This window comes from Ensifer sp. ENS09, assembly GCF_014852425.1.
Classification (GTDB): domain Bacteria; phylum Pseudomonadota; class Alphaproteobacteria; order Rhizobiales; family Rhizobiaceae; genus Ensifer.
Genome location: NZ_JACVBP010000001.1, coordinates 1200784 through 1217612 on the forward strand (window position 1 = coordinate 1200784; position 16829 = coordinate 1217612).

Below are 16829 nucleotides of genomic sequence, written 5' to 3' on the forward strand. Positions count from 1 at the left end.
GCCGATGGGTATCCTTCCGCGCCGGGCTCGCCTCGGTTTCGAAACGGTGCGCGGATGTTTGAAACTCTCGCAACCGTCGCTCGCAAATGGCTGGTTGCCGAAAGCATGCTATGCGCTTATCGCCGCTGCATGCTATATCCCAAATCTGGAACGGGCGATGCAAAATCCGGAACATGGCGATCGCAAGCCCTGCCGGCGGGGATGGACGAATGGATCTGGCAACGATCGCGCTGGTCGACGCGGTGCTCGGCGAAGGGGGCATTCGCCGCGCAGCAGTCGTCAGCAAACGCGCGCCATCAAGCGTCAGCGCCGCCGTCAAACGCTTCGAACAGGCGATCTCGATGCCGCTCTTCCGACGGGAGGAAACCGCCCTCGTCCTGACGCTGGAGGCCCGCGCCCGCGCGGTCGACATCCGTGACGCGACGGCAAGGATCGCCGCGATCCTCAAGGTCGCCGGCCGGCAGGAAGGCGAGCCTGTGCCGCCGATCGGCCTCGTCCCGCTCGACCGCTTCCTCCGCATCGCCCGTTCAGGCAGCATCCGCGCAACGGCAAAGGCGCTCGGCATCGGCCAGCCGCAATTGACCCGGCAGATGGTGGACCTCGAGCGCCATCTCGGCAGCCGGCTGTTCGAGCGCTCCCACGGCGGCATCCTTTGCACGACCGCTGGCCAGGCCATCATTCCGCTGGCCGAAGCTCTGCTGGATATCTGGGCGCGGCTGACCCATGCCTCCGCCGATCGCTTCCGCCGCGATGTCGCCACCTGGCGGCTCGGCGCCGTCATGCCGCTTGGTCCGGAAAGCGAGATCGCCCGCATGCTGGCCGCACTGACGGCGAACTGGCACCGCGCCCGCCCGCGTCAGCCGCTGTTCATTTCCAGCACAACGGCCGACGAACTTCTCGCCGGTCTACGCAGCCGCCGCTTCGATGCTGCCCTGCTCGATGTCGCCGAAATCCCCGCCGACTGCGACGGCCGGCTGGTATCGCAGACACCACTGGTTCTCGCCGGCCCAGCCTCCGCGCTTTCGGACCTGGGCGGCAACCTGCCGCGGCTGCTCGCCGCCTGCCCGATCGCGGTGCCGAGCGTCAGGAGCGGCCTTCGCCGCGAGGCCGCCCGTTTCCTCGACGACACGCTCGATGAAGCCGAGCGGCGGCGCATCACCCTCGTCGAGGTCGATTCCATCCCCGTGATCATCAACCTCGTTCGTCAGCACGGCTATCTCTCGGTGCTGCCGCAATCCTCGCTTGCCCGCGTGCATCGCCCGCCGGCCATGATCCGGCTCGGCCCGGCCTATCGGCAGTCGCTCACGCTCGTCTGGCCACGCGGCGCGTTTGCCGCCGAGATCGGCGAGCTGATGATTTCGATGATGAAGATGACCGCCGAGACCAGTTCGCCGGCGGAATCAGTTCCTGATCGTCGGCCGCCAAACGCCTGAAACGACTCTGAAAATTCCCGCTTCAATCGATACTTGAAGCAGCGCTCAGCTCTTCAGCTTCAGCCGCCTGCGGGTTTCGCTCGGGCTTTCGCGGTAGTGCGCCCGGTAGCTGCGCGAGAACGATGATGACGAGTTGAAACCAGAGATCGCGGCGATGTCGGCAAATTCCAGCCGCGTCTCGATCACCTTGCGGCGCGCCGCATTGAGACGGAGTGCCAGATAGTGTTCATGCGGAGCGACCCCCATCGTGTCGCGAAAGAGATCCTGCAAATGCCGGGTGCTGACGCCGATGCGGCGAGCGAGCCTTGCGAGCGTCAGCGGCGCCTCCACCGTTTCTTCCATCAGCTTCACGGCCGCGCCGACGCGCGGATCGAGGATGCGCATGTTGCCGATCGTCGGCATCTGCAGAAGGTCGCCGCGGGTGCGCTCCTGCTCGTAGATGAAGAGGCGGGAGACTTCGAGCGCCAGAGAGTAGCCGTGCGCCCGGCGGATCAGCTCGAGCATCAGATCGAGCGTCGGCAGCGAGCCGCCAGTCGTGATGCGCTTGCCGTCGATGACGAAGCGCTCGCGCACCATCGTCACCTGCGGGTAAGCCGCGGTGAAATCCTCGAAATCCTCCCAGTGGGTGGTCGCCTTGAAATTGTCGAGCAGGCTGGTCTCGGCAAGCAGCCAGGAGCCTGACTCGATGCCGGCTATCATCTCGCGGTGCCGCGCCGTCTGCGACAGCAGCATCTTCAATTGCGAGGTGGCGCTGCGCTCCCAGTTGTAGCTGGAGAGGATGAAGAGCGGCGACGTCTCGCGCTGCGGCCGGAAGATACCGGAAACCGGAATGGGAATGCCGCTCTTCGTTTCGATCGGCGCCCCATCGGGGCTGTAGATCGTCCAGTCGTAGAGCGGGCGGCCGGCAATGCGGTTGGCCGCACGCATCGGCTCGATCACCGAGGCAACGAGGATCAGATTGGTCTCCGGCAGTACCAGGATATCGACGTGCTGCACCTGCGAAACGTTCTGATCCATCTCCAAACTTCTCCGCTCTGTCGCCGATAATGTATAGAATGAAGCCGATAATGAAAAGCAAAGCGGTCCTTCTTGGCTCGTAATGGGCGCAATAAAAGGGAGACAGCAATGCCGCTCAGCATGAACCGCGAGGTATTCATCACCTGTGCCGTCACCGGCTCGGGAGACACCGTTTCAAAGTCCAGCCACGTGCCGATCACGCCGAAACAGATCGCCGAAGCGGCGGTCGAGGCGGCCAAGGCCGGCGCTGCCGTGATCCACTGCCACGTTCGCGATCCGGAGACCGGCGCACCGTCGCGCAGGCTCGATCTCTACCGCGAAGTCACCGACCGCATCCGCTCCGCCGATATCGATATCGTCCTGAACCTGACGGCCGGCATGGGCGGCGATCTCGTATTCGGCAATGTCGAGAAGCCCCTACCCGTCAACGAGACCGGCACCGACATGGCCGGCGCCACCGAGCGTGTCGCCCATGTGGCCGAATGTCTGCCGGAGATCTGCACGCTCGACTGCGGCACCATGAACTTCTCGCTCGGCGACTACGTCATGACCAACACGCCGTCGATGCTGCGCGAAATGGCCCGCCAGATGACGGCACTCGGCGTGCGCCCGGAGATCGAGGCCTTTGATACCGGCCATCTGTGGTTTGCCAAGCAGCTCGTCGAGGAAGGCCTGATCGAGGATCCGGTGCTGATCCAGCTCTGCATGGGCATTCCGTGGGGTGCCCCTGACGACCTCAACACCTTCATGGCCATGGTCAACAACGTGCCCGCCAACTGGACCTTCTCGGCCTTCTCCATCGGCCGCAACGCGCTCGCCTACCCGGCAGCGGCGATCCTTGCCGGCGGCAATGTCCGCGTCGGCCTCGAAGACAACCTCTATATCGGTAAGGGCCAGCTCGCGACCAACGGCCAGCTCGTCGAAAAGGCGGTCGGCGTCATCGAGGGCATGGGCGCCAAGATCATCGGACCGAAAGAGGTCCGCGAGAAACTGAAGCTGACGAAGCGCTGAGCAAGGACAGGACATCATGAGCTTTATCACCAAAGCAGCCTGTGTCGGCGGCGGCGTCATCGGGGGCGCCTGGGTGGCGCGCTTCGCGCTTGCCGGTATCGACGTGAAGATCTTCGACCCGCATCCGGAAGCCGAGCGCATCATCGGCGAAGTCATTGCCAATGCCGAGCGCGCCTATGCGATGCTGACCATGGCGCCCTTGCCGCCGAAGGGCAAACTGACCTTCTGCAAGAGCATCGAGGAAGCCGTCGAAGGTGCTGACTGGATTCAGGAAAGCGTGCCGGAACGGCTGGAGCTGAAGCGCGGCGTCATCACCAAGATCGATGCGGCCGCACGTCCGGATGCGCTGATCGGCTCGTCCACTTCGGGTCTGCTGCCGTCGGATCTCCAGGCCGAGATGCACCACCCGGAACGCATGTTCGTGGCGCACCCCTATAACCCGGTCTACCTGTTGCCGCTCGTCGAACTGGTCGGCGGCAAGAAGACGACGAAGGCGACGATCGAGCGCGCCATGCAGGGCGTCGAGCAGATCGGCATGAAGGGCGTCGTCATCGCCAAGGAGATCGAGGCCTTCGTCGGCGATCGTCTGCTCGAAGCGCTCTGGCGCGAGGCGCTGTGGCTGATCCAGGACGACATCTGCGATACCGAAACGCTCGACAACGTCATGCGCTATTCCTTCGGCATGCGTTGGGCGCAGATGGGCCTGTTCGAGACCTATCGCATCGCCGGCGGCGAAGCGGGCATGCGTCACTTCCTCGCCCAGTTCGGCCCCTGCCTGAAATGGCCCTGGACGAAGTTTACCGATGTCGTCGACCTCGACGACGCGCTGGTCGAGAAGATCGGCGCGCAGTCGGACGCGCAGGCCGCCGGCCGCTCGATCCGCGAGCTCGAACGCATCCGCGACGAAAACCTCGTCGGCATCATGCATGCGCTAAAATCCGGCAATGGCGGCCAAGGCTGGGGCGCCGGCAAGCTGCTCGCTGATTTCGAGGCCAAGCTCTGGGCCAACGCCCGGAAGCCGGAAGCCGATCTCGGCGACGTCAAGCCGCTGCGCATTCTCGACACCAAGGTCAGTGCTGCCTGGGTGGACTATAACGGCCACATGACCGAGCACCGCTATCTGCAGGTCTTCGGCGACACCTCCGACGGCGTGCTGCGCCTGATAGGAGTCGACCTCGAATACGTCCGCGACGGCCACAGCTACTACACCGTCGAGACCCACATCCGGAACCTCGGCGAAGCCAAGCTCGGCGAGGCGCTCTATTCGACCTGCCAGATCCTGTCGTCCGACGAAAAGCGCCTGCACATCTTCTCGACGATCTACAACGCCGCAACCAACGAGGCCGTCGCCACCGCCGAGCAGATGATGCTGCATGTCGACAGCAAGGCCGGCAAGGCGGTCACGGCACCCGAGAAGGTGCTGAGCAAGCTGCGTGCGATTACCGAAGCCCATGCGCAACTGCCGACGCCGGAAGGCGCTGGACGCTTCGTCGGCCAGAAGCGCGCCTGACCGCAACGGCGGCAGGCCAGCAACGACAGGCAGCTTCGCCTTGCGGGCGGAGCCGCAAACCGCAGCCGAAGGACGCTTGAGGAGGCGGCCATCGTTTGCGGCACCGACGTCAGCGGCGCGAAAACGAGGGGAACAACACAATGAATTTCGCACTGACCGAAGAACAGCAGATGATCGTCGATACGGTCAGGAGCTTCGTCGAAACCGAAATCTATCCGCATGAGGACGAGGTCGAGCGCACCGGCGTGGTGCCCCGCGAACTCGGCCAGGAGATCGCCCGCAAATGCAAGGAGATCGGCTTTTTCGGCTGTAACTTCCCGGAGGAAGTGGGCGGCGCAGGTCTCGATCACACCTCTTTCACGCTCGTCGAGCGCGAGCTTGGCCGCGGCTCCATGGGCCTCACCGTCTTCTTCGGCCGCCCTTCCGGCATCCTGATGGCCTGCAACGCCGAGCAGCGCGAGAAGTACCTGCTGCCAGCGGTCAAGGGCGACAAGTTCGACGCACTCGCCATGACCGAGCCGGACGCCGGCTCCGACGTGCGCGGCATGAAGTGTTTCGCCCGAAAGGACGGCGACGACTGGATCGTCAACGGCACCAAGCATTTCATCAGCCATGCCGACATCGCCGATTTCGTCATCGTCTTCATCGCCACCGGCGAGGAAGAGACGCCGCGCGGGCCGAAGAAGAAGATCACCTGCTTCCTCGTCGACCGAGGTACGCCCGGCTTCGAGATCCGCAAGGGGTACAACTCCGTTTCCCACCGCGGCTACAACAACTGCGTGCTCACCTTCGACGATTGCCGCCTGCCCTCCGCCCAGATCCTCGGCGAAGTGCACAAGGGATTTGACGTCGCCAATGACTGGCTGTTCGCCACCCGCCTGACGGTGGCGGCGACCTCGGTCGGCCGGGCGCGCCGCGCCTTCGACTATGCGCTAAACTATGCCGCCGAGCGCAAGCAGTTCGGCAAGCCGATCGGCGCCAACCAGGGCGTCTCCTTCAAGCTCGCCGACATGATCACCGAGATCGACGCCGCCGACCTTTTGACGCTGTCCGCCGCCTGGCGGCTCGACAACGGCCTGCCGGCGAACCGCGAGATTGCATCCGCCAAAGTCTACGCCACCGAAATGCTCGCCCGCGTCACCGACGAGGCGATCCAGATTTTTGGCGGCATGGGCCTGATGGACGACCTGCCGCTCGCCCGCTTCTGGCGCGACGCCCGCGTCGAGCGCATCTGGGACGGCACGTCTGAAATCCAGCGCCACATCATCAGCCGCGACCTCTTGCGGCCGCTGGGGGCGTGACGGGATGGGTCGGTTTCAGCGAGTTACCCCCCTCTGCCCTGCCGGGCATCTCCCCCACAAGGGGGGAGATCGGTTAGAGGCAACGAACCTCTCTTCCCTCCTCATTCCTGTGACAAGCACAGGAATGAGGGCGTTAATGGCGAGCGCTCCGACGGCCGTCGGCATGAGGGAGTGCAAAACGGCATGACCTCCGCTCCCCGCTCCCTCAACTGCCTCATCCGTCCGCGCACCATCGCCGTTTTTGGCGGCAAGGAAGCGCGGCGCGTTATCGAACAATGCGACAAGATGGGTTTTACCGGAGAGATCTGGCCGGTGCACCCGCGCGAAACCGAAATCCTCGGCCGCAAATGCTATCGCTCCGTCGCCGAACTTCCGGGCGCGCCCGACGCCTCCTTCGTCGGGGTCAACCGGCAGCTGACGATCGACATCATCCGTGACCTCGCCGCCCGTGGCTCGGGCGGTGCGGTCTGCTACGCCTCGGGCTTCCGCGAGGCGGCAAGCGAGCTCGACGACGGCAACGACATGCAGGAGGCGCTGGTGGCGGCCGCCGGCGACATGCCGATCGTCGGGCCCAACTGCTATGGCTTCATCAACATGCTCGACGGCGCCCTGCTCTGGCCGGACCAGCACGGCATGCAACGCGTCGAAAAGGGCGTCGCCATCCTGACGCAGTCCTCCAACATTGCCTGCAACATCTCGATGCAGACGCGCGGCCTGCCGCTCGCCTATGTCATGACCGCCGGCAACCAGGCGCAGACGGGCTTATCCGACATCGCCTGCGCCGTGCTCGAAGATCCGCGCGTCACCGCCGTCGGCCTGCACATCGAGGGCTTCGACAGTATGGCAGCGCTGGAGCGGCTGGCGACCCGTGCCCGCGAACTCGGCAAGCCGGTCGTGACACTGAAGGTCGGCAAATCGGAAGCGGCCCAACTCGCGACGGTGTCGCACACTGCCTCGCTTGCCGGCAACGACCGTGTCTCCTCGGCCCTGCTTGCCCGTCTCGGCATCGGCCGCGTCGACACGCTGCCCGCACTTCTGGAAACCCTGAAGCTGCTACACGTGGCAGGCCCGCTCGACAGCCGCGACATCTCCTCGATGAGCTGCTCCGGCGGCGAGGCCTCGCTGATGGCGGATGCCGGCGAACGCTACCGAGTGAACTACCGCCCCTTGCGCGACGAGCAGAAGAAGCCGCTGAAGGACGCGCTCGGCGAGATGGTGACGATCGCCAACCCGCTCGACTACCACACCTTCGTCTGGGGCAACCGCGAGAAGCAGACGACCGCTTTCACCGCGATGATGAAGGGCGGCTATGCCATCAATCTGCTCGTGCTCGATTTCCCCCGTCTCGACCGCTGCGACCCGGCCGACTGGGAGACCACCTGCCACGCGGTAATCGACGCGGCGAGAGCCACCGGCGCCCGCGCCGGTATCGTCGCGAGCCTCGGCGAGAACATGCCGGAAGCAACCGCGCTCTTCCTGATGAAGGCCGGCATCGTGCCGTTCTTCGGCATCGAGGAGGCGCTGGACGCGATCGAGACGGCCGCCGATATCGGCGCTGTCTGGGCAAAGCCCGCCCCGCCTCGTCTGCTCGACGGCATTGAAGCCGACGATGGTGAAGCCGTCACCCTCAGCGAACACGAGGCGAAGGTAGAGCTTGCCGCCGCAGGCCTCACCGTGCCGAAGGGCAAGACGGCGGCAACCGCCGAGCAGGCAGCAGCGGCTGCCGAGACACTCGGCTTCCCGGTCGTACTCAAGGGCCTCGGCGTCGCCCACAAGACCGACGCGGGCGCAGTGAAGCTCAACCTGACGAGCCGCGATGAGGTCTATGCGGCGGCCAAAGCCATGGCCGGGGTTGCCTCCGGTTACCTCGTCGAAAAGATGGTGGCAAAACCCGTCGCCGAGCTGATCATCGGCGCCATGCGCGACCCCGTCGCCGGGCCGGTTCTGACCATCGGCGCAGGCGGCATCCTGGTGGAACTGCTCGACGATTCCGCCATCGTGACGTTGCCGACGACGCCGGAAGCGATCCGCGAGGCGATCGCGGGACTGAAGATCCGCAAGCTGCTCGACGGTTATCGCGGGGCGCCTGCCGCCGATTACGCCGCTTTGATCGAGGCTGTCGCGGCAGCGGCATCCTATGTCGTTGCAAACGCTTCGAAACTCGAAGAACTGGATATCAATCCTTTGATGGTGTTGCCGAACGGTCAGGGTGCCGTTGCTGCCGACGCCCTGATCCGCCGGAGGAAATGACAGCGATGACCGGACCGATCCGTACACGCCGCGAGGGCGGCATCCTCGAAGTCACCATCGACCGGCCGAAGGCCAACGCCATCGACCTGGCGACCAGCCGGGTGATGGGCGAAATCTTCCGCGATTTCCGTGACGACGACACCTTGCGCGTCGCGATCATCACCGGCGCCGGCGAAAAATTCTTCTGTCCGGGATGGGACCTGAAGGCGGCCGCCGGCGGCGACGCCGTCGACGGCGACTATGGCGTCGGCGGGTTCGGCGGCATGCAGGAGCTGCGCGATCTTAACAAGCCGATCATTGCGGCGGTCAACGGCATCTGCTGCGGCGGCGGCCTGGAGATCGCGCTTTCGACCGACCTGATCCTTGCCGCCGAACACGCGACTTTCGCGCTGCCGGAGATCCGCTCCGGCACGGTTGCCGACGCCGCCTCGATCAAGCTGCCGAAGCGTATCCCCTATCACATCGCAATGGACATGCTTCTGACCGGCCGCTGGCTCGATGCAGTCGAGGCCAACCGCTGGGGTTTCGTCAACGAGATCCTGCCGGCGGGCAAGCTGATGGATCGCGCCTGGGATCTGGCGCGCCTGCTCGAAAGCGGCCCGCCGCTCGTTTATGCCGCGATCAAGGAAGTGGTACGCGCCGCCGAGGGCGACACCTTCCAGGGGACCATGAACAAGATCACCAAACGGCAGTTCAAGACCGTCGACATTCTCTATTCGAGCGAAGACCAGCTGGAAGGCGTGCGCGCCTTCACCGAGAAGCGCGACCCCGTCTGGAAGGGTCGCTAGAGCATCCCGCTTTCGCGTGAAATCACCGAAAGCGCATCCCCGCCAAGCCTTGGCGGCGCAGGCAACCGAGCCGGGCGACCGGCACCAAGACGTGACGAGACGCGCGGGAAAAGCCGCGCGCCATCAAACACGCATCCATAAGCCAAGCTTATGGAAATAAATTGTAATTTAGGGCGTTACAAGAAGAGTTCCAGCGATTACGCTTATCGATCTGAACGAAGGACGCCCCCGGCTGGGGAAGGAGAAGACGACAGAAAGAGAAGAAAAAGCGGCCGTCAGGCCGATCCGAAGCCATCTGATACAATGGCTGTACGCAGCAATCTCTACCAACCACTACGAACGGCGAATGCCGACAACAGAAGGGAACAGGGGAATGAGCGATTACAAGGATTACCTCACACGCCAGGTCATGCTCGGCAAGATGAACCGCCGCGAGTTTTTGGGCCGCGCGGCCGCTGCCGGCATTCTCGCCTCGACCGCAGGCACGCTGTTTGCCACCAGCGCTCAGGCGCAGGAGCCGAAGCGCGGCGGCCACCTGAAGCTCGGTCTTGAAGGCGCTGCCGCCACCGACTCGAAGGACCCGGCCAAGGCGCTTTCGCAGTTCATGTTCGTCGTCGGCCGCAACTGGGGCGACATGCTGGTCGAAAGCCACCCGACGACGGGCGCGCCAGTGCCGGCCCTTGCCGAATCCTGGGAGCCATCAGCCGATGCGTCGACTTGGACCTTCACCATCCGCAAGGGCGTGAAATTCCATGACGGCAAGGAACTGACGCTCGACGACGTCATCAAGACGCTGCAGCGCCACACCGACGAAAAGTCGGAGTCCGGCGCGCTCGGTGTGATGAAGTCGATCAAGGAAATCAAGGCCGACGGCGACAAGCTGGTGCTGGTGCTGACCGAAGGCAATGCCGACCTGCCGCTGCTTCTGACCGACTATCACTTGATCATCCAGCCGGGCGGCGGCATCGACAAGCCGGACGCGATGATCGGCACCGGTCCCTTCAAGGTAACGAGCTTCGAAGCCGGCGTTCGCGCCACCTTCGAGAAGAACGCCGACGACTGGCGCACCGACCGCGGCTACGTGGACTCGGTAGAACTCATCGCCATGAACGACGCGACCGCCCGCATCGCAGCCCTTTCTTCCGGCCAGGTGCACTACATCAACCGCGTCGATCCGAAGACGGTCAACCTTCTGAAGAAGGCGCCGACGGTCGAGATCCTGAACACGTCCGGCCGCGGCCACTACGTGTTCATCATGCATTGCAACACCGCGCCCTTCGACAACAACGACCTGCGCATGGCGCTGAAATATTCGATGGACCGCGAGACCATGGTCCAGCGCATCCTCGGCGGCTACGGCAAGGTCGGCAACGACTTCCCGATCAACGATACCTATGCCCTCTTCCCGGAAGGCATCGAGCAGCGCGCCTACGATCCGGACAAGGCGGCCTTCCACTACAAGAAATCCGGCCATAGCGGACCGGTGCTCCTGCGCACCTCCGACGTCGCCTTCCCGGGTGCGGTCGATGCGGCCGTGCTCTACCAGGAAAGCGCCAAGAAGGCGGGCATCGAGATCGAGGTCAAGCGCGAGCCGGGCGACGGCTACTGGACCAACGTCTGGAACGTGCAGCCCTTCTCCACCTCCTACTGGGGCGGCCGTCCGACCCAGGACCAGATGTACTCCACCGCTTACCTGTCGACCGCCGACTGGAACGACACCCGCTTCAAGCGCCCGGACTTCGACAAGATCCTGCTCGAGGCCCGCGCCGAACTCGACGAGGCCAAGCGCAAGGACATGTACCGCACCATGGCCATGATGGTGCGTGACGAAGGCGGCCTGATCCTGCCGATGTTCAACGACTTCGTGAACGCCTCCACCAAGCAGGTGAAGGGCTATGTGCACGATATCGGCAACGACATGTCGAACGGTTACGTCGCAACCCGGGTATGGCTGGACGCATGATGATGGAAAGCGGACCGCTCACTGGTCCGGTTTCGACGGATGGAACCGCGGGTGCAACACACCCGCGGTCTGCCGAACTTTCCGGAGTACCAGCAAAACCAAACCCTGCCGCCAATCCCTCGAATGGTGAAATCGACGGCACCTTCTGGCGGCGCTTCACCTTCCGCCGCCCGCTCGCGGCGTTGGTCCTGCAGCGCCTCGGCCTGAGCGTCGGGCTGCTCTTTGCCGTATCGCTGATGATCTTCGGCGGCATCGAGGCGCTTCCGGGCGACTTCGCCACCACCTATCTCGGCCAGTCGGCAACGCCGCAGGCGGTCGAAAACATCCGCAAGGATCTCGGCCTCGATCGCCCCTGGACCGAACGCTACGTCTCCTGGCTCGGCGGCGCCCTGCAGGGCGATTTCGGAACGTCCTGGGCGAGCAAGAACTCGGTCGGCGAACAGATTTCCAAGCGCCTCGGCAATTCGCTGTTCCTCGCCTTCTTCGCGGCCCTCGTTTCCGTGCCGCTCGCCGTCGGGCTCGGCATGCTTGCGGTACAGTTTCGAAACCGGCTGCCCGACAAGATCATCAACGTCGTCTCGCTCGCGGCCATCTCCCTGCCCGAGTTCTTCGTCGGCTATCTGCTGATCATGTTCTTTGCCGTCAAATACGGCGTCGCGACCTTCCCCGCGACCGTCTATGACAGCATGACCTTCACCGAACGGCTCTCGGCGATCGCGCTTCCCGTCGCGACGCTGGTTCTCGTCGTTCTCGCCCACATGATGCGCATGACCCGCGCGGCGATCCTCAACGTCATGTCGTCGGCCTATGTCGAGACGGCGGAACTGAAGGGGCTCGGCATGTTCCGCATCATCGCGCGCCATGCCGCTCCCAACGCCGTGGCGCCGGTCATCAACGTCATTGCGCTCAACCTTGCCTATCTCGTCGTCGGCGTGGTCGTCGTCGAAGTGGTCTTCGTCTATCCCGGCATGGGCCAATACATGGTGGATGCGGTGACCGTGCGCGACATGCCGGTCGTCCAGGCCTGCGGCCTGATCTTTGCCGCCTTCTACATCTTCCTGAACATGGCGGCCGACATTCTCGCGATCATCGCCAACCCGAGACTGAGGCATCCGCGATGAACCTGAGATCCATTCCCTTCAGCGCCTGGATCGGCATCGCCGGCATCGCGATTGCGATCTTCTGCGCCCTCTTTGCGCCCGTCATCGCCCCCTTCGGCGAGCGCGACGTGGTCGGCGACGTCTGGCTTCCGGCCGGCGGCGACTTCCTGCTCGGCACCGACAATCTCGGCCGCGATCTGCTGTCGCGTCTGATCTATGGCGCCCGCACCACCATCTTCGTGGCGCTGGCGGCAACCGTGCTCTCCTTCTCGCTTGGCATGCTCCTGAGCTTCACCGCCGCCGTCGTCGGCGGCTTCACCGACCAGCTGTTCTCCCGCTTCAACGACCTGATGATGGCGATCCCGACACTGATCTTCGCCCTCGTCGTTCTCGCCGTGCTGCCGCAGCATCTCTGGATTCTGATCCTGGTGATGGCGGTACTCGACTCAACCCGCGTCTTCCGCATCGGCCGCGCCGTGGCGCTCGACGTCGCGGTCATGGAGTTCGTCGAGGCGGCAAGGCTGCGCGGCGAAGGTTCGCTCTGGATCATCTTCCGCGAGATCCTGCCGAACACGCTGTCGCCGCTGCTCGCCGAATTCGGCCTGCGCTTCGCCTTTTCCATCCTGTTTCTCTCCACCCTCTCATTCCTCGGCCTCGGCATCCAGCCGCCGGCCGCCGACTGGGGCGGCATGGTCAAGGACAACAAAGACGGCATCATCTTCGGTATCTCGGCAGCGCTCATCCCGGGTGCGGCGATCGCCACGCTCGCGATCTGCGTCAACCTCGTGGTCGACTGGCTGATGAAACGTACCTCCAGCCTCAAGGGAGGACGCGGCGATGCCTGAGATGCTTTCCGTCAAGAACCTCAAGATCGAAGCGACCAGCTATCCGCCTGGCGAACCGCCCAAGGTCGTCACCCTCGTTGAGGGCGTCTCCTTCGCCGTGCAAAAAGGCAAGGTGCTCGGCCTTATCGGCGAGTCCGGCGCCGGCAAGTCGACGATCGGGTTGTCTGCATTGGCCTACGGCCGCGGCGGCGTACGCATCACCGGCGGCCAGGTCCTGCTCGACGGCAAGGATATCCTGACGCTCGACAGACAAGGCATCCGCTCGATCCGCGGCGCCCGCGTCTGCTATGTCGCGCAATCGGCCGCTGCCGCCTTCAACCCGGCCCATAGGCTCGGCGATCAGGTGATCGAGGCGTCGCTGCGCCACGGCATCATGAGCCGCGAGGAGGCCAAGAAGCGGGCGCTCTATCTGTTCCGGGTGCTGGGCCTGCCCAATCCGGAAACCTTCGGTGACCGCTATCCGCATCAGGTCTCCGGCGGGCAACTGCAGCGCGCCATGACCGCCATGGCGCTCTGCCCCAATCCGGAACTGATCGTCTTCGACGAGCCGACGACCGCGCTCGACGTCACCACCCAGATCGACGTGCTCGCCGCGATCAAGCATGCGATCGAGGAGACGCACACCGCAGCCCTCTACATCACCCATGATCTCGCGGTCGTTGCCCAGATCTCCGACGACATCATGGTGCTGCGCCATGGCAAGACGGTGGAATACGGCTCGACGAAACAGATCATCGAGGCTCCGCGGGAAGACTACACCCGGGCACTCGTCAGCGTCCGCCAGACGAAACGCGAGGAAGCTGCCGACCAGACCGGGACGCAGCTGAAGATCGAGAATATCAGCGCCGGCTATGCCAACGGCTTCAAGGTGCTGCACGATGTCTCGATGCATCTGCCGAAGGGCCAGACACTGGCGATCGTCGGCGAAAGCGGTTCAGGCAAGTCGACGCTCGCCCGCGTCATCACCGGGCTCCTGCCGCCGACCGAGGGTCGCATCTCGTTCGAAGGCAAGGAGCTGCCGCGCGCCCTGAAGGGCCGCAGCAACGACGAGCTGCGCCGCATCCAGATGATCTACCAGATGGCCGATACCGCGATGAACCCGCGCCAGACGGTGCGTGACATCGTCGGCCGCCCGCTCTCCTTCTACTTCGGCCTGCACGGCCAGAAGAAGACCGAGCGGGTGAACGAGCTGCTTGACCAGATCGAGATGGGCAGCCGCTTCCTCGACCGGTACCCGGCGGAGCTTTCGGGCGGGCAGAAGCAGCGTGTGGCGATCGCCCGCGCCTTGGCGGCGAAGCCCGAGCTGATCCTCTGCGACGAGCCGACCTCGGCCCTTGATCCGCTGGTCGCCGAAGGCATCCTGAATCTGCTTTTGAAGCTTCAGGAGGAAACCGCTGTTTCCTATGTCTTTATCACCCACGACATCGCCATCGTGCGGGCGATCGCCGACAGCGTCGCGGTCATGCATCGCGGCCGCCTCGTGCGCTTCGGTCCGAAGTCGAAGGTGCTGTCGCCGCCCTTCGACGACTATACCGACCTGCTTCTGAAGTCGGTTCCGGAGATGGAGATCGGCTGGCTCGAGCGCGTACTGAAGACACGGCGCATGGAAAGCGCCGGCAACTGAAAAACGAAAAGGCGGCACGGTGCGTGCCGCCTTTTCCCATCTCCCCGGATCAATCAGCGTTGCCAGAAGGCCTTGTTCGTCTCAGCGCGCACCTGCGCCATGGTCATCCCGATATCCCTCAGCCGCTCCGGATATTGGTCGGCCATCCGCTGAAGTTGCTCGCGGACACGAACGCGGTCCTCCCAGATGACAAGGATGCGGAAGGGATCGTGACGGCCAAGGCTGTCGGCCAGATGCTTGGCCGGCTGGCTGAGATCCAGCCGGACGGCGTGATAGAAATCGGACATTCCGGAAAGCAGGCTGCTCATCGCCGTTCCCACCTCTTCTGGCCCCTCAGGGGCGTTGAAACACTGGTGGGAACTCTAGGCGCGTCGCCTGCGCGCCACATCGCGCAGCTGCTGTGTTTTCCTCTCCTGCATTTGTAGTATTTTGCCGGGAGCATCGCGCGTCCCGTTGGACGCGTGAGGGGCGCTGTGGCACCTTGCCCTATGTCGCCATTGAAAACGGCCCGGTCAGATGGCAGGAAGCAGCCATGAACCGTATCCCGACACCACAAGTCGCCACCGAAGCCTTGTCAGACCGCGAGCGCGCCGTGGCCGAGCGTTTTGCCGCCGGCCTGACCTATCGCGAAATCGGCGAGGCGCTGTTCATCGCGCCGTCGACCGTGCGCACGCATCTGGCGACGATCTACGGCAAGCTCGGCGTCCGCAACAAGATCGAGCTTGCTGCCGCGGTCGCGCAGATGGTGCCCGGCAGGACGGCAACGCAAGCAGTCGCGCCATCGCGGGTGGCTGAGCCGGCCTCACCGACACTCGCGGTCTTCCCCATCGAAAGCCTCAATCCGGAGGAGCGCTGGCACCGTTTTGCAGATGGATTGTCATCCGACATCTGCGTCGATCTCGCGCGCTTCGCCGATCTGCCCGTCATCGCCTTCCATACGATGAAGCTGCTCGGCAACAGGCCCGAAAGCTTCGAAGACCATGTCCAGGCGGTTGGCGCCACATATGCCATCACCGGGCAGCTGCGCGCCGACGACCGGCGGGTCCGCCTGACGATCCAGCTTTCAGACACGCGCAGCGGCATGACGCTCTGGAGCGAGCGCTACGAGCGCGCGATGGAAGACGTGCTGACGCTGCAGGACAGCCTCACCGAAAGCGTCATCAACGTGCTCGCCGGCTGCTTCGGCACGCTGGCGGCCATCGGCCGCAAGGCGAGCCGGCAGAAGCCGCCGGGCAGCCTGCAGGCCTATGACTACTTCCTGCTTGGCGTCGAACAGCACAATCGCTTCAGCCCTGACGGCAACGCCGCCGCCATGCAGTTGCTCACCCGCTCGATCGAACTCGATCCGACGCGCGCACGCGCCTGGACGGAGCTTGCCTATGCCCATTCCATACAGGCAGCCAACGGCTTCGGCCACGACCTCGAAAGCGCAAGAAAGAACTGGCGAAGCGCCGCCGAGGCGGCGCTGCGGCTCGATCCGACGGATCCGGCCGGCCATACCTGCATCGGCGATTTCAAAGCCTGCATCGGTGATCTCGCCGGTGCTGCGGAGGCCCACGCCCGAGCGCTCGAATATGGCAGGAACAACGCCGATACGCTGGCGCTGCTCGCAGGGGCCAAGGCCCTGATCGTCGGCGATCCCGCCGATGGGATTCCCTTCATCGAGCGCGCCCTCTCGCTCAACCCGCTCGGCCCGCCCTGGTACCATGGCATGTTCGGGCGCGTTCTCTTCGTTGTCGGGCGCTATCGCGAATGCCTGTCCGCGCTTGAGAAAAGTTCGCAGGAATCGCCCAATACACTGATGTTCCAGGCGATGGCGCATGCCTACCTTGGCGAGATGGGTGAAGCGGCAGAGGTCGCGGCGCGGCTGCGAACCCAGTTCCCGTCGTTTACGGTCGAGGGCTTCGTTGCCGGCTATCCGATCTCCAATCCGCCGGCGCTTTCGGCCGTTCGGGAGGGTGCCCGGTTGGCGCGGCTCGACTGACGA

General features: G+C 64.4%; 12 protein-coding genes and 1 pseudogene. 11 read left to right on the top strand and 2 right to left on the bottom strand.

Annotated features, from left to right (window positions below):
- The first annotated feature begins 209 nt into the window (after positions 1 to 209).
- A complete protein-coding gene (locus IB267_RS05995) occupies positions 210 to 1433 on the top strand; it encodes a LysR family transcriptional regulator (protein WP_192446807.1) in 1224 nt (407 codons plus the stop codon).
- Positions 1434 to 1478: 45 nt separating this feature from the next.
- Here IB267_RS05995 and IB267_RS06000 read toward each other — a convergent pair.
- Positions 1479 to 2590: pseudogene (locus tag IB267_RS06000) on the bottom strand (GlxA family transcriptional regulator).
- Between IB267_RS06000 and IB267_RS06005 the strand changes: the two are divergent.
- From IB267_RS06005 to IB267_RS06045, 9 genes are all read left to right on the top strand, one after another.
- A complete protein-coding gene (locus tag IB267_RS06005) occupies positions 2559 to 3461 on the top strand; it encodes a 3-keto-5-aminohexanoate cleavage protein (RefSeq protein WP_192446809.1) in 903 nt (300 codons plus the stop codon). The pseudogene IB267_RS06000 and the gene IB267_RS06005 overlap by 32 nt on opposite strands.
- 16 nt (positions 3462 to 3477) lie before the next feature.
- The gene (locus IB267_RS06010) at positions 3478 to 4971 is read left to right on the top strand and encodes a carnitine 3-dehydrogenase (protein ID WP_192446810.1); all 1494 of its coding nucleotides are present in this window, start codon (positions 3478 to 3480) and stop codon (positions 4969 to 4971) included.
- A 140-nt stretch (positions 4972 to 5111) separates the two neighbouring features.
- Complete coding sequence (locus tag IB267_RS06015; protein ID WP_192446811.1) at positions 5112 to 6272, top strand: acyl-CoA dehydrogenase family protein; 1161 nt, start codon at positions 5112 to 5114, stop codon at positions 6270 to 6272.
- A gap of 183 nt (positions 6273 to 6455) precedes the next feature.
- Entirely contained in the window at positions 6456 to 8522 is a 2067-nt protein-coding gene (locus tag IB267_RS06020; protein ID WP_192446812.1) for an acetate--CoA ligase family protein, read from the top strand.
- A 5-nt stretch (positions 8523 to 8527) separates the two neighbouring features.
- A complete protein-coding gene (locus tag IB267_RS06025) occupies positions 8528 to 9310 on the top strand; it encodes a carnitinyl-CoA dehydratase (protein ID WP_192446813.1) in 783 nt (260 codons plus the stop codon).
- A gap of 373 nt (positions 9311 to 9683) precedes the next feature.
- Positions 9684 to 11273: an ABC transporter substrate-binding protein gene (locus IB267_RS06030; RefSeq protein WP_192446814.1), complete on the top strand. Its 1590-nt coding sequence runs from the start codon at positions 9684 to 9686 to the stop codon at positions 11271 to 11273.
- Positions 11258 to 12394, top strand: a complete 1137-nt coding sequence (locus tag IB267_RS06035; protein ID WP_192446815.1) for an ABC transporter permease — start codon at positions 11258 to 11260, stop codon at positions 12392 to 12394. Before IB267_RS06030 ends, IB267_RS06035 begins: the two co-directional genes overlap by 16 nt.
- Positions 12391 to 13218: an ABC transporter permease gene (locus IB267_RS06040; protein ID WP_043624703.1), complete on the top strand. Its 828-nt coding sequence runs from the start codon at positions 12391 to 12393 to the stop codon at positions 13216 to 13218. Before IB267_RS06035 ends, IB267_RS06040 begins: the two co-directional genes overlap by 4 nt.
- The gene (locus tag IB267_RS06045) at positions 13211 to 14842 is read left to right on the top strand and encodes an ABC transporter ATP-binding protein (protein ID WP_192446816.1); all 1632 of its coding nucleotides are present in this window, start codon (positions 13211 to 13213) and stop codon (positions 14840 to 14842) included. The genes IB267_RS06040 and IB267_RS06045 overlap by 8 nt, the downstream gene beginning before the upstream one ends.
- A gap of 53 nt (positions 14843 to 14895) precedes the next feature.
- On the opposite strand, the gene IB267_RS06050 is transcribed toward IB267_RS06045, so the two are convergent.
- A complete protein-coding gene (locus IB267_RS06050) occupies positions 14896 to 15150 on the bottom strand; it encodes a DUF1127 domain-containing protein (protein ID WP_192446817.1) in 255 nt (84 codons plus the stop codon).
- Positions 15151 to 15374: 224 nt separating this feature from the next.
- On the opposite strand from IB267_RS06050, the gene IB267_RS06055 reads away from it, so the two are divergent.
- On the top strand, positions 15375 to 16826 hold the full coding sequence (locus IB267_RS06055) for a LuxR C-terminal-related transcriptional regulator (protein ID WP_192446818.1): 1452 nt from the start codon (positions 15375 to 15377) through the stop codon (positions 16824 to 16826).
- The last annotated feature ends 3 nt before the right edge of the window (positions 16827 to 16829 follow it).

What these genes read in the sequence shown, in the direction of transcription:
- IB267_RS05995 (WP_192446807.1), top strand. Translation starts at nt 210, where the DNA reads ATGGATCTGGCAACGATCGCGCTGGTCGACGCGGTGCTCGGCGAAGGG.
- IB267_RS06005 (WP_192446809.1), top strand. Translation starts at nt 2,559, where the DNA reads ATGCCGCTCAGCATGAACCGCGAGGTATTCATCACCTGTGCCGTCACC.
- IB267_RS06010 (WP_192446810.1), top strand. Translation starts at nt 3,478, where the DNA reads ATGAGCTTTATCACCAAAGCAGCCTGTGTCGGCGGCGGCGTCATCGGG.
- IB267_RS06015 (WP_192446811.1), top strand. Translation starts at nt 5,112, where the DNA reads ATGAATTTCGCACTGACCGAAGAACAGCAGATGATCGTCGATACGGTC.
- IB267_RS06020 (WP_192446812.1), top strand. Translation starts at nt 6,456, where the DNA reads ATGACCTCCGCTCCCCGCTCCCTCAACTGCCTCATCCGTCCGCGCACC.
- IB267_RS06025 (WP_192446813.1), top strand. Translation starts at nt 8,528, where the DNA reads ATGACCGGACCGATCCGTACACGCCGCGAGGGCGGCATCCTCGAAGTC.
- IB267_RS06030 (WP_192446814.1), top strand. Translation starts at nt 9,684, where the DNA reads ATGAGCGATTACAAGGATTACCTCACACGCCAGGTCATGCTCGGCAAG.
- IB267_RS06035 (WP_192446815.1), top strand. Translation starts at nt 11,258, where the DNA reads ATGGCTGGACGCATGATGATGGAAAGCGGACCGCTCACTGGTCCGGTT.
- IB267_RS06040 (WP_043624703.1), top strand. Translation starts at nt 12,391, where the DNA reads ATGAACCTGAGATCCATTCCCTTCAGCGCCTGGATCGGCATCGCCGGC.
- IB267_RS06045 (WP_192446816.1), top strand. Translation starts at nt 13,211, where the DNA reads ATGCCTGAGATGCTTTCCGTCAAGAACCTCAAGATCGAAGCGACCAGC.
- IB267_RS06050 (WP_192446817.1), bottom strand. Translation starts at nt 15,150, where the DNA reads ATGAGCAGCCTGCTTTCCGGAATGTCCGATTTCTATCACGCCGTCCGG.
- IB267_RS06055 (WP_192446818.1), top strand. Translation starts at nt 15,375, where the DNA reads ATGAACCGTATCCCGACACCACAAGTCGCCACCGAAGCCTTGTCAGAC.